Source organism: Halalkalibacter lacteus (assembly GCF_036663595.1).
Lineage (GTDB): Bacteria > Bacillota > Bacilli > Bacillales > Bacillaceae_D > Halalkalibacter > Halalkalibacter lacteus.
Map to the genome: position 1 here is coordinate 1 of NZ_JAWRVL010000350.1, position 250 is coordinate 250.

1 protein-coding gene is annotated in these 250 nt (G+C 41.2%); it reads right to left on the reverse strand.

The window, feature by feature from the left end; translation table 11 throughout:
- Positions 1–250 (reverse strand): hypothetical protein (locus SAZ04_RS22620; protein ID WP_332699963.1); only part of this gene is annotated, 250 nt, incomplete at both ends.

The following is a 250-nucleotide window of genomic DNA, read 5'->3' on the forward strand; positions in this document are numbered from 1 at the left end:
GGATAACGCTTCTCTTTAATACTCTTGATGCTATTACGCACCTCATTGATATTCAGCGTGGTGTAGTACATCGCGGTCACGATCTGCATATCCAGCGTCAGCTTACGTTTGGTTATTCCAGTAGAAAATTGGGTCATATCGCCATTTTTATACTTAACCAGCAGCCTTTGATATAAGTCGTTGAGATAATGTTTACGATCGAGCAGCTCTTCATACAGAACGCGTTTCTTTGAAAGCGAGTTCTCTACAT